5 protein-coding genes are annotated in these 13,360 nt (G+C 45.5%); all 5 read right to left on the bottom strand.

Annotation, left to right across the window (positions count from 1 at the left end; genetic code table 11):
- Positions 1-654: 654 nt before the first annotated feature.
- The 5 genes from MJ611_RS19240 to MJ611_RS19220 all read right to left on the bottom strand — a co-directional run bounded on the left by MJ611_RS19240 (position 655) and on the right by MJ611_RS19220 (position 13,360).
- Positions 655-2,124 (bottom strand): SusD/RagB family nutrient-binding outer membrane lipoprotein, encoded by a 1,470-nt coding sequence (locus tag MJ611_RS19240; protein ID WP_250432078.1) that lies wholly within the window; start codon positions 2,122-2,124, stop codon positions 655-657.
- Positions 2,125-2,144: 20 nt separating this feature from the next.
- Entirely contained in the window at positions 2,145-5,366 is a 3,222-nt protein-coding gene (locus MJ611_RS19235; protein ID WP_250432077.1) for a SusC/RagA family TonB-linked outer membrane protein, read from the bottom strand.
- Between the two features lie 820 nt (positions 5,367-6,186).
- Positions 6,187-7,698 (bottom strand): SusD/RagB family nutrient-binding outer membrane lipoprotein, encoded by a 1,512-nt coding sequence (locus MJ611_RS19230; protein WP_250432076.1) that lies wholly within the window; start codon positions 7,696-7,698, stop codon positions 6,187-6,189.
- Between the two features lie 31 nt (positions 7,699-7,729).
- Positions 7,730-10,981 (bottom strand): SusC/RagA family TonB-linked outer membrane protein, encoded by a 3,252-nt coding sequence (locus tag MJ611_RS19225; RefSeq protein ID WP_250432075.1) that lies wholly within the window; start codon positions 10,979-10,981, stop codon positions 7,730-7,732.
- An 870-nt stretch (positions 10,982-11,851) separates the two neighbouring features.
- Entirely contained in the window at positions 11,852-13,360 is a 1,509-nt protein-coding gene (locus tag MJ611_RS19220; protein WP_250432074.1) for a SusD/RagB family nutrient-binding outer membrane lipoprotein, read from the bottom strand.

Genomic DNA, 13,360 nt, shown 5'->3' with positions numbered 1-13,360 from the left:
TACTATCACTTCGAAAACCTTGCACTTAAAGCACCAAGGCTAAGAAGCTGTTTATGCTTCCCTATGGCCTCTGCAGTTAGTAGAGTTTTATTCAGATTTTGGAACAGTTGTAATATTGCTCTTTGTATGTATTCAGGTTAATGAGATGATGATAAATCATTTACCTTAAGGAGCATATGTGTCTGTAGAAAACGCAAAACATGGCCATCCTTTGTGAAAGGAGGCATAACCTGTTATTTCTTTTATGGTGTAACCCGTTACACCAAGGTTGTAGCGTAAGAAGGAATTGCTGGGAAGTCAGGAGGAATACTTAAGGAAAGTAAAGATGTTATCATAGTTATTTAGGTTTAAGGTGAGAATTTAAACATATCTAGTTTATGTATTATTTCTTGTAATTCCAAATAAGTATAGAAAAAACGTATATTTATCTATTAACATGCTTTAATTCATGTCTGCATAATGCTAGAACATATCCTGTCTCACAAGCTACATTGCAAGTCTACTATTCGTCTCACACTAGAAGGCAACACGTTATAGAATGTTACTATACTAAAAAAGGCCACCGGAAACCGGTGGCCTTTTGTTCAATGAAGAAGACTACTACCTAGTATTTTTAATCTCCTTATTTAATCAACGAATTTCTTTTAAAGTGGCTTACTGCACATCCCACCATACTCTGGTGTAGTTGTCGTCAGCACCCTGACGGGCAACAGCTTCAGTATAGCCTTTCTCGTTCAGCGCCTTGGCGTTAGACGGATAACCCATACGACGCGGAATACCTCGTGTGTCAACAGCATCTGGTGCTGGCGCCAACACAGGGTACCCGGTTCTTCTCCAGTCAGTCCAGCTTTCGAAGCCATTCAGGTACTGGTGCACCCACTTCTGCGAAATGATTCTCTCCAGACCAGCATCGCCCGAAGTATAAGCCACCTTCGGATCTGCGATGAACTCATTGAATTTAGCTTCGTCGTATACGCCCCAGAACTCCCATGATGCTTTGATCGCACTGTTGTACAGCTCAGCAGCAGAGCCTTCAACAGGGATAGAGAAGCCTCTATGTACTGCCTCAGCTTTTACAAATTGTACCTGCGCATACGTAAAGATTGGCACCTCCGTGTTATCAGCCTGCAGGCTTGCACCTATACGGCTGTAGATGCCTGGTATGTTCTTGGCTGCAGAGCTTCCGTAAGCCAGTGGTTTAATTTCTGAACCATTCAGAACTTCACCATATACAAACACACGCGGATCTTTAGTACCCAGCATATAGTTTCCTAGGGTAGCGCTGAGAGCATAGTCGTTACGGTTGTCGTTTGAGTAGTTCTCGTACCATGGGTTCCAGTTGTTCGGGTCACCACCAATGAACTGGTGGGTAATATTCTGAGCGTTGCTCTCGATCACACCATCAGTCAGGGCAGCTGTCATTTCAGCCTGTGCTTTGCCTGGATCTTTCTTCATCAAACGCAGCGACATAAACAGGCGGGTGGTGTTTGCGAAACGTTTCCAGGCAGCCATATCGCCACCCAACAGGATATCGCCGGTTACGCCAGCCTCGTCTTCTTTGATCATGGCCTGCGCCTCTTTCAGTTCCTTGAACAGGTCAGTATAGATCGATTCCTGAGAATCATACTTTGGCTGCAGAATCTCATTGCCTTTCAGGGCTTCAGAGTATGGTATGTCGCCATAGATATCTGTCAGGAACCAGAAGTAATACGCCTTCAGAATACGGGCAACTGCTATCTGGTTGTCTTTGGAACCGTTACCAAGGTCTGCCAGTTTGCTATCCTCGTTGTTCAGGTTGATAATGGTCTGCAGGTTATAAAGCGGACCAGTATACCAGGCTGTCCAGGAAAGATTTCGGACATTATACAACGAACTTCCAGGATAAGGACCTTCCGCCAGGTGCTGAGAGTAAAGTGCCATGTACTCTGTACCATAACCGGCTACGTTACGGATTGGTGAATTCCAGGTCGTGAAAGGAAGCTGCTGCAGTGAAAAGGTCAGCAGCGTACGGGTAGGCGCTTCTTTCACCTGCCGTGGGTCGACGTTAATATCGTCGAACTCGCTCGGGTCGCAGGCAACCATTGCGAAAAGCACAGCTATAAATAATATGAATTTATTTTTCATACGAATGCAAAGTTTAAAATTTACAATGTTACTCTCAGGTTAAGACCTGTTGTGCGGGTAGATGGCAACTGACCACCTTCATACCAGGTTTCTTCCAGTTCAGATGGGTCTACACCAAACTCTTTTCCAGGTGCGCTGATCAGCCAGGCATTGCTTACCATAATGCCCAGGTTAGCGCCTTTGATCATGCTTCCCAGTATTGACTTAGGTAGTTCGTAACCCAAACGAACCTCACGCAGCTTCAGGTAAGAAGCATCAATCACGTTAGCGTTGATGTTATCACGCTGAAGAGAAGTATAGAAGTAGCTACGGGCAGGAATATAGGTTTCATTAGGTTGGCCGCTCTTGTCTACGCCACCGATCTTAGTGCCTGGTGCATATACACCCGGGATCAGGATACCACCACCGTTAGAAGGGAAGTCTCTCCAGTCATGACCTTTGTCGTTTACACCAACTGTGTTCTCATGCAAACCAGATCCGTAACCGTACATCTTGGTCAGGGAGTGGAACAGACCACCTTTCTGGAAGTCAAGGGAGAAGGCAAGGCTAATGCCTTTGTAGCTGAAGCTGTTGAAGAAACCACCGGTAAAGTCAGGCTGTATAGTACCTTTTTCTTTGTTGATCTCATACAACGGGATACCGTTAGAGCCTACCAACACGTTGCCCTGGGCATCACGCTGCCACATACGGCCTACCAGCATACCCCACTCTTTGCCTACACGGTGCTCCAAGCGGGTATCGTTACGCTGTGTGCTGGCCAGGTAGTTCTCGAGGCCATCTGCCAGTTCCACAATCTTAGAGCGGTTTCTGCCAAAGCTAAGGGTTGCATCCCAGGTAAAGTCACCACGGAAAGGTGATACAAGCAAGGCAGCCTCTATACCTTTACGCTGGATTTTACCGGCGTTAATCTGGTACGTGCTGAAACCTGTGGTTGGGTCAATGTTCAGTGGCAGGATCTGGTCTTTGTTATCATCAACGTAGTAGGTTACTTCTAAACCAACGCGGTCGAACAAGCGCAGGTCTGTACCAATTTCCCAAGATGTAGTTAAAGCAGATTTGATATTGCCTGTCCTGAACTGGTTACCAACTTCTGCGGATGCATTGCTACCGTAAAGCGGGTTGTTGTTAGTAGAAATGTAAACACTATAAGGATCAAGGTCAGCACCTACCTGTGCCCATGATGCTCTCAATTTACCACTGGTCAGGATGTTGGTTAGGGCATCGTTGTTAAACAGTTCTGTAAATACAAAGCTACCACCAATGGATGGATACAGATAAGAGTTGTTCGCTTCCGGCAGTGCAGAAGACCAGTCATTTCTCAAAGTAGCGTCCACGAACAGGATGCTCTTATAGCCGAAAGAAGATCTTCCGTACAAGCTGCGTACAGTCTTCTCAGCATAACCACGTGTAACAAGCGGACGGGCTACAGAGGCGCTGATGTCAAAAAAGTTCGGGAAAGTAAGACCGCCCTGTGTGTTCTCTTCTAACTGGTTGTAGTAATTCTTGCTGATGTTACCACCTACAACTGCATCAATAGAGAAATCGCCGAATGCACGCTTGAAGTTCAGGTTTGACTCATAGTTCATCTCTCTTCTGGTGTTCTGCCACAAGGTATAGCCATCGGTGTTCAGACCGCCGGAAGCAATACGGAAGTCGCCTTCAGCACTTCTGTTGCTCATACGGGCATATGACTGTAAGTTCAGGTAGTCGTTGAACTTATACTTTAACCCCAGGTTACCCACCAAACGGTTTGAGCCGGTCTTGCCATAGTTTTCGTTGATCACAAAGTATGGAGAATCCCAGTACTGCGGAGCCAGGTAAAGGCTAGGGTCGCCGGTACCGTTCGGGTCACCGATGTTCCAGGACTGCAGGGTACCATCTTCGTTACGGTAGTTTTTCAGTTTTTCCAGGTCAAGCTGGCGCTGGAACCACTGGTTGAAGTTCTGCGTCACGTTCAAACCATCCAGGCGGTAACCTTCCTGTGGCTGTCCTTTTGTGCCGGTGTAGGTAAAGGTCATATCGGCAGATGCCGTCAGCTTCTTAGATATATCCAAGGAAGTGTTCAAGCCTACCTGGTGCTGGTCGCGCTCCGCGTTAGGAACGATCAGCGTACGATTCTGATTTGCATAAGTCAGTCTGTACAAGTAGTTATCGCCTCCCCCGCTGATACCGATACTGTTGTTGAAGTTCTTACCTGTTTCGTAGAAGTTCTTGATGTTATCAGGCTGTGCCGTAAGTGGCACAAGCTTTCCGAAATCTGCACCAGGATACCAGGAGTAGTAAGGGCGATACGGCTGTCCGTTCATTTTAGGACCCCAGCTTTCGTCGGCACCATAATCCAGGATGCGCTGGCCATCAAAAGAAGCCCAATTTTCCGGGTGTACTTTCGGATCATACCTGAAAATGTAATATCCTTCTGCATCGTAAGTTGAGCCAGGAGTTCTGGAGTTGGAAGTATAACCTGCCGCGTACTGGTTCTGGTAAGGCATCATTACAGATGGGTTCTCGAAAGCAGCAGATAAGTTAAGGTCTACAGTAGGAGTGCCCTTACGTCCTTTTTTGCTGGTTACGATAACTACACCGTTAGCAGCACGGTAACCATAAAGTGCAGTAGCAGCAGCGCCTTTCAGCACAGAGATGCTCTCCACGTTATCCATGATAACTGAGTTCTGGTCCGTGATGGTACCATCCACTACATAAAGCGGAGGCTGTGTAGTGTTCAGACTGTTCGCGCCACGAATAACGACGTTACCATTGTCGAATGAGGAGCTTGGCGAACCTTGGATGATCACACCTGGTACTTTACCAACAAGCGCCGTACTTACGTCGTTGGATTTAGCGTAGGTTAAATTTTCGCTGTTTACAGCACCCACAGAGTACGGAAGCGTTTCCTTTTCACGCTGGTAGCCAAGAGCGGTTACTACTACTTCATCGAGCTGCTTGTTATCGATCGGAAGGCCAACGTTTACAGTAGTCGCATTTCCAATTGCACGCTCAACGGTAGTGTAGCCGATAAAGCGGAATACAAGTGTTGTTCCGCCTTCCGGAACATTGATGGAATAGGAGCCGTCGGCACTTGTAGCCGTGCCTGTGGTCGTACCCTTTACGAGAACGGCCACACCTGGTAAAGGCTGGTCGGTAGAGGCATCGGTCACTCTACCTGTAATTGCTCTAACCTGGGCCATGGCCTGCTGCAGCAGGGCACTTACCAGAATAAAGCAAAAGAGTAAGACTTTCTTCATTGTGTTTTGGTTTAAGGTTAGTATTAAGAATTAATTTGTGATTACTATTATATTACTGCTTTTCGGCTTTGCCCTATCAGGGGCTATTTCAGCGCCTTCGTACAGTTTTATACTTCCTCCTGCTGACCGACTGGAACCCGCAAAGAACCAGAGCTTCTTACCACCTCGCGTTCTGCCTTCTTTACAGAAAAAGAAGGTCAAGCACGAAACAGCCTTCCTGCTGTTGCTCTTGTGACTGGCTCAACTAGTTTATAAGGTTGCTTCTTATGAAGAAAAGATATAAAAAGCCCCTGTAACCGGAGTCAAAACCCGGCGATAGGATGTTTAATACTGTGAAGCTTCTTTCGACGCAGATCTGGTGAAAGAGGATGTTACTAAGTAAGTGCCGGTGGAGTACCGGATAAAAGTAAAGGTTTAAGCATAAGAGGTTTTGTTTAAGGTGAGAAATGCATCTATTTTAAGCATTATCTATCATATAAACAACATTTATATATAGAATGCCTATATTTTTTTATTTACATGTATCAATTCCCCTCTAAAGTGTTTCACAACCTATAAAATCCAGCTTATCAAGACATTAAATGTTTTAACATCAATTCAGCAAACTACCCCACTCCCATATAATACAAGAAGCTTTCTCAGTTTCTGTTAGCCGTATCAGATATGTTCTACCGTTGTTAAAAAGCGGAAAATCTAATAAACGTGAAATCTAATAAAAACAGAAAAGGCCCCCGGAAGCCGGGGGCCTTTGTCCAATGAAGAAGACTACTACCTAGTTATTCTAATCTATTTGGTAATTCGGTCTTAATTAACTTGTGGCTTAGAAAACATCCCACCATGCTTTAGCGCCTTTGCTGTTGGCACCACCTAAAGCTTGTACAGCTGCATTGTAGTTTTCAGCATTCAGAGAAGCCTCTGTTACCGGATAGCTCATTCGGAATGGTACTGTCGTAACGTTAGGGTCAAGAGAACCATCAGCAGGTAGAGCAAAAATTGCAGCTCCTGTGTATGGGTCCTCGAAATCCAGACGAAGACGTTCTAACCATCCCTGAATACCCTGACCGTACATTGCAATCCATTTCTGCGAACCAATCAGGTCTTTAGCAGTTTCCAGGTCAGTTGCAACATAAGGCACTTTTGCCAGGTAAGCTACATACTGCTCGTTGCTCAGACCAGCAAAGTCAAAAGAAGCTTTGATACCTTTGGCGTAGTGTTCAGCAGCTGTACCTGCCAGGCCTACATTAAGACCACGGGCAGCGATCTCAGCCAACATGAATTCTACCTCAGCGTAATCCAAGAAGACAGTAGGTGCCTCAGCGCCAATAACATAGTTACTTGGTAAGCTTACTTTTTTCGTGCTACCGTTTGAGTTATTATCGCTACCTGTTTCCAGACCATATGTCTCACCTACATAAGCATTGGCATCTGTAGAAAGCGGGTTGGCATAAACTTTAAGGCGAGGGTCATCATACTTCTTCAGGTAATCCACAAATGGTTTCGCTACTGAGAAGTCGATTCTCGTTTTGTAAGCCTCATTAAGTGGGTTATTGTTTGGAGCACCTGATAACCACTTGAACATTGCATTATCAGCATTGGACTCGATAATGCCACCATTTGCAGGGTCAAGTGACTTTCTGATAGCAGCAACAGCAGCTTCCTGGTTCACATCGATCATACGCAATGCTATGCGCAAACGCAGCGAGTTAGCAAACTTGATCCACTTAGCAGTGTTGCCTTTGTAAACTACGTCACCAGCAGCAAAGCTAGGATTCTCCATATTCTTTGGATCTTTAAGCACAGCGATCTGCTCCTCTAGAGTAGCCAGCAAACCAGCATAAACTTCCGGACCAGTGTTATACTTCGGAACGGCGTTATTTGCATCAAGTGCTTCCGCATAAGGGATTGGGCCACCGTAGATATCAGACAGGTAATGGTAAGTCATTGCCTTAAAGATTTCAGCGATTGCTATCCTGTTTTCGAAACCAAGTACTTTAGCTTCTTCTTCTACTTTCTGTGCTTCTGATAATTCTTTCAGCACATCAGCATAGAAAGTGTTCCACATCGTTTGGTTAGTACCTTCACGGATCAGGTAACGGCTTTCGTCTGTATAGTAAGTAGAAGACCAGTATTGTGCGTAGTACATACCCATACGGGCGTTGTTCCAGGCATCACCAATGTTAGTGGCAAAGTTATACTGGGCGTTAGCTAGCAGCTGTGCCGATGTGGCAACAGCAGGCTGGTTAGGGTTTACGTTCATCTCTTCGAAGTCTTTTGTACAAGACATGAAAGAGAGCAGCGCCGCACCTACTAATAATTTATTATAGAACTTCATATACTTTCCTAAATTTTTAATGATTAAGCTATTATAAACCTAACGTCAGCGTAACACCATAAGAGCGCATTGATGGTAGCGCACCACCCTCGATACCCTGGATGTTTGTGATAGAGTTCGTGATGTTTGATGGATCCACGTGCTCAGAGTTAGACTTAATCAGCCACAGGTTTCTGCCTACTAAAGACAGTTTAGCGCTGTTGAATGGAGTTTTACCAACTAGTGCAGATGGCAGGCTGTAGCCAAGGCTCATTTCACGCAGGTAGATGTAGCTCGCGTCAACTACGTCAGCAGCACCGATACGGTAACCACCGTTGTAGTAGAAGTGGTCAGCAGCACTCATAGAAGTTTTGTTTGGCTGGCCGCTTACGTCAACACCGTCGATCTTAGTACCTGGCTGGTACAGACCTGGCACGATGATGCCTTCTTCACGGATGTTGTTTGCAGCAGTTTCTTCCAGGATACCTGAGTAACGGCCGAACATCTGAGTAGTAGAGAAGAAGCTTCCGCCTTTCTGGAAGTCAACAAGTGCTGACAGGCTTACACCTTTGTAGTTGATTGTGTTGGTGATACCACCAGTGTAATCCGGCAGAACTGAACCAATCACTTTCTGCTCCTTAGAGCGTGCATAGTAACCACCAGCCGTTACCAGTTTGTTTCCGTTTTCGTCATATACGTAGTCGTAACCAACGATTGAACCGAATGACTCACCTTCACGAGCCTGCAGCTGAACTGCAAACGGAGCGTTTGTCAGGATAACGATCTTCTGATCTTCTGTCAGCTCAAGAATTTTGTTCTGGTTTTTAGCCCAGTTAACAGTCACATTCCAGCTGAAGTTGTCTGTCTGAATAGGAGCAGCGTTCAAGCTAACTTCCACACCTTTGTTCTCGATTTTACCAGCGTTGATCATTCTGGAAGTATAACCAGTAGCAGCTGATACAGTCAAAGGCATGATCTGGTTCTTGGTTACTCTGTTGTAGTAAGAAAGGTTCAGACCAACTCTGTCGTTGAATGCACGCCACTCAGTACCGAATTCGTATTCAGTTGAGATCTCTGGCAACAGGCTTTCGTTTGGAAATCTGTTCGGAACAGAAACTCTTGTGTTAGTACCGAAAGGCTGTCTTAACTCATAAGTCAGCATGGTGTTGTAAGGATCAGTATCTTTACCTACCTGCGCAACAGCAGCACGTACTTTAGCAAGGTTCAGCCAAGGTGCGTTGATCAGGTCAGCGAACACCCAAGAAAGGGAAGCTGATGGGTAGAAGTATGAGTTCTCGCCAGCTGGCAGTGTAGAAGACCAGTCGTTACGAGCACCTAAGTCAAGGAATAACACATCGTTATAACCTAAAGAGGCACTGGCAAATGCAGACTGGATTTCTTTCTCAGACTTGCTGTCACCGATAACAGGACGTCCGATAGAAGCACCCAGGTTGTACACGTTAGAGCTTAGACCATCAGCTGTAGCACCGCTGAAGATTTGGCGGTTACGGGCCATTCTGTTACCACCAACATAAGCGTTCAGAGAGAATTTTTCAGACAGGTCTTTGTTGAAGTTCAATAAACCCTGAATGTTGTTCTCCATGAAGTCTAGCTTGAACAAGCTATACTCTGGAATATCCTGTGAACCGATTGCAATACGCTCCTCCTGTGTCTCAGAGTAAGTATCAGTTGATACTCTTACTTCAGCACTTAAGAAGTCAGTGATCTTGTAGTTCGCAGCAATGTTACCGAAAATACGATCTCTACCGTCAGTCTGGTAGTTCATGTGGCGAGTCCAGTATGGGTTATCAGAGTACTTAGGCTTAGGATTGTCCCATGAAGTACGGTTCCAGGTAAGCTGCGTGCCATCAGGAAGCATATACTCTTTAGACTTGTTCATGTCCAGCTGACGCTGTCCCCACTGCGTAAACTGCTGCATTACGTTAGTACCGCTGTAACCAGTACCTGGGCGGCCTTTCGCTTCGTGCGTTATGTAGTTAGCACTTGCAGAAACATTCAGTTTTTCAGTCAGGTTGTAAGCTCCGTTGAAGCCAACATTGTGTCTATTTAATGCAGAGTTAGGAAGAATAAAGTTCTGATCCAGGTTCGAGTAAGACACACGGAAAGAACCGGCGTCGTTAGAACCGTCAACTGCGATAGAGTTTGTTAAAGTCAGTCCTGGTTCAAAGAAGTCACGGATGTTGTTTGGCTGAGCTTCCCACTTGGCAAGTTTACCAAAGTCCGGGTTGCCCTTATTACCATCCCAGCTCCAGTAAGGGCGGTACATCTGGCCTTCTAATTTAGGTCCCCATGATTCGTCTGTACCATAGTTTGGCATCAGATCATAGCTACCTTTTCCGTCGTTATCATTGTAGTAACCTTTCTGTCCTTCAGGATAAGCCAGCTTTCTTTCAGTATCAGATAACTGATCATAGTACAGAGTATCGAATGAATAACCACCACCGTATAGGTTCTGGTATTTAGGCAGTACGGAAACCTCATCTCTGGTTACACCCAAGCTGTATGTTACACCAATACCGTTCTTCTTGGTTCCCTTCTTAGTTGTAATTACGATTACACCGTTACCACCACGGCTACCATACAATGCAGTTGCAGCAGCACCTTTCAGTACTGTTACTTCAGCAATGTCATTCGGGTTGATATCCTGGATTGGGCTACCGTAGTCGTAACCACCACCACCACGCTGCTGGTTAGCAGAGTTAGTGTTAGAGTTTTCGATTGGCACACCATCTACTACGAAAAGGGCGTTGTTGTCACCAAAAATCGTGTTTACACCTCTCATTGTTACTCTGGCAGAACCACCCATAGCACCCGAGTTGTTACCAATCTGCACACCGGCAACGCGGCCAGACAGAGAGTTAACAATGTTCGTTTCACGAACAGTGCTAAGTTCTTCGCCACCAACTTTCTGAGCAGAGTAACCAATTGATTTCTCTTCTCTCTTGATACCAAGAGCTGTAACCACAACTTCGTTAAGCTGCTGTGTGTTTACAGGCAGGCCAACGTTAATCGTAGTTGAAGTCCCAATAGCACGCTCAGTAGTATTATAGCCAATAAAGCTAAACACTAATGTAGTGCCGCCTTCCGGCACATTAATAGAGTAGTTACCGTCAGCTCCGGTAGCAGTACCTACTGTGGTACCTTTTACCAAAACGGTTACGCCCGGAAGGGGCTGACTGGTTGCAGCATCGGTTACTTTACCGATGATTGCTCTCGTCTGGGCCATGGCCTGCTGCAACAGGGCACTTACCAGCATAAAGCATAGCATTAAAAGTTTTTTCATTGCGTTGATTGTTTAAGGTATGTATTAATTGTACTAGGTATTACTCTATTACACTTTAGTTCTGCCTAAGCAAAAAGTAATGCAGATCACTGTATTCGTATTAATCCTGACTCAATCTAAATTTCCTGCTTCACCTCCTTCAGGGTATAGCTATCACTTATCTTAATAGCTAAACTTTAATTAGACAATCCCATTATTTAATTATCCCTTGCCAACTGCCGGGGTATTTACTTGTAAACATTGCGCTGCAAAAGCCGACTTTATGTGAATTCTTCTAGCTACCTAAATATGGGCAGATATGCGGAAAGCCTTACCAGATCTCCAGCAAGGCTATAGGGAACACCGTATAAAAAGCCAATTAAAAGGCAATATCCTTCCAGCTTCAGTCATAAACAGCACTGAAATACTTGAATTATTTAATATATTAGAGAAGATCTAGCAGCTGCCAGACATAAGGAAATGTGAACTACAATGGATGCGAAGAGACTCGTAAAGAAGTATAAGTCGTTTCATTTATTAGCCGGTTGTTTTTTGGTGAGTAAGAAATCAAGTTTAGACAATATATTTTATTTTAACAAATATTTAACATTGTTTTAATATGATATTCAGATAGAGCAGTCTATAATCGCCCCTTAAAAAGCAGACTATCATATAGATAATCAAATAGTTATAACAGCAAGTATAGCTTTACACAAATTACACTGGCATACCTGATCCAAAGTGTTAACATTCAGTCTTACACTAACATATCTGCTTGTTCCTGTTAGGTAAAAATCAGCTTCGAAGACCCTGCAAAAGAAAAGGCCCCCGGAATCCGGGGGCCTTTAAAGTATAGAAGACTACTACCTAGTTTCTCATGTTGTTTTCCTGCTACCGCACATCCCAGAATACTTTTGATGTGGTCACGTCTCCGCCAATAGCCCCTGAAGCAGCCTGATAATTAGCAGTGTTCAGGTTTTGCTCCTGCACAGGATACGGGAAGCGGACCGGGATTTCCGGCAGCACGGCATTTGCAGGGGGCACCAGGTCAGGAGCGTCCAGGCGCCTCCATTCTGTCCAGCCTTCAGTGCCTCTGTTGTAGAGTGCTATCCACTTTTGAGTACCAATCTTTTCGCGGAAGTCGGCACCGGAAGCAGGCGAAGTATAAGCTACCTCAGGCTGTGAAAGGTAGTTGTTGATTACAGCTTCATCTTCTACCCCCCAATATTCCATTGAAGCACGGATAGCAGCATTGTAGTGCTCTTCTGCTGTACCTCCAACTGCAAATCCTCTTTCAACAGCTTCTGCCAGAAAAAACTCGACTTCAGAGTAGTCCATCAGCAAGCCTTCAAAAGTCGGGCTGGCGATCTGCTCATCTGGCTTGGAGAAACGGCTGTAGCTGTTACTCCTACCGTATATTCCACCAACGTAACGGGGCACAGTTTCATCAACATCCGGTGTGGCAGGATCATCAGCGGCTAGAGCCACTGTTGTAAAGTAGGCTTCCCTGCGAGGGTCTTCCAGCCTGTTCATTTCATTGACAATGGTATTCGCCGCTACATAGTCCCGTCTGCCACTCTGCACCAGGTCTACCCAGATCGGGTTTGTGTTGGGAGGGGTATTCAGGTACTGGAATGCCGCGTTATCCTCATTTGACGAAATCAGTTTCTCCGGGTCTGCTGCAGCTGCTTCTACAACTGTTCTGGCCTTACCCGGATCTACGTCGGCAATGGTCATGCCCAGCTTCAGCTTCAGCGAATTTCCGAACTTGATCCACTTTTCTATATCACCTCCATAAATCAGATCAGCAGCGGCAAGTTCATCAGCACCTGCCCCGCCTTCTACCTCTGTATTAAGCGCTGTAAGGGCATTGTCGATTCTTACCAGCAGATCGTTGTAAATGGCAGCATCGTCATCATACTTCGGAATCACGTTCTCGATATCGAGTGCTTCGGTATAAGGCACGTCTCCGTACGTATTCACGAGCACCATCCAGGCGTAAATCTCGGTAATTTCGATAATGGCAAGCTGCTGCCCCTTCACACCTTCGTCAATATCAGCATTTGCATTGGTAAGGTTTCGGGCCTCTCTCAGATCGCGTAGTACGTCTCGGTAAAGCACGTTCCAGAAGTTCTGCGGGATGTTGCGTGTACTCAGGTCGTACCGGCTTTCGTCCGTATAAGTGGTCTCTGTCCAGTACTGGGAAAGCAACCTAAAAACGTTCAGGTTCACGTTGGTGCTGGTTACCACATCAGCCAGGTTCTTCTGGCCATTGGATAACAGTGTAGTTGCAGGCACGTTGGAGCTGGCGTTCTTCGGATCGATGTTCATCTCATCAAAATCCTCTGTACAGGCAACTGCTGCAATCACAAGTATAAATATTGCTAGTATCTTTTTCAT

The sequence above is a fragment of the Pontibacter ruber genome, assembly GCF_023630205.1.
Taxonomy (GTDB): Bacteria; Bacteroidota; Bacteroidia; order Cytophagales; family Hymenobacteraceae; genus Pontibacter; species Pontibacter ruber.
Note: the sequence above shows the minus strand (reverse complement) of the source record. Positions and strands in the feature narration are given on the sequence as shown.